The organism is Shigella sp. FC1967, from assembly GCF_001743005.1.
Classification (GTDB): domain Bacteria; phylum Pseudomonadota; class Gammaproteobacteria; order Enterobacterales; family Enterobacteriaceae; genus Proteus.
Map to the genome: position 1 here is coordinate 1 of NZ_MIIZ01000476.1, position 212 is coordinate 212.

The 212-nt window shown below is 49.1% G+C and carries 1 protein-coding gene; it reads left to right on the top strand.

The annotated features are described in order from the left end of the window. Positions 1-13: 13 nt before the first annotated feature. Positions 14-212, top strand: a 199-nt coding sequence (locus BHE89_RS27360) for an H-NS family histone-like protein (protein ID WP_458694207.1), incomplete at its 3' end; no start/stop codon positions are given.

Consider the following 212-nt stretch of genomic DNA (forward strand, 5'->3'; position numbering starts at 1 on the left):
CATTCGCACCCTGTTGCGAGGGCTCCCGTTAGATGAAGTTCGGGAGATCATTGACAGAATGAAGGGCGTTCTCAATGAACTGGAGGAAGAGTACAAAAAGCGAGAAGAAGAAGAAAAAGAAAAGCGAGCTCAGGCCGAGCGAATAATGAGCGACATGGAATCCTGCGGTGTGGACATCGGCTTGCTCAACGAAATGTTCACGAGCAAATCAG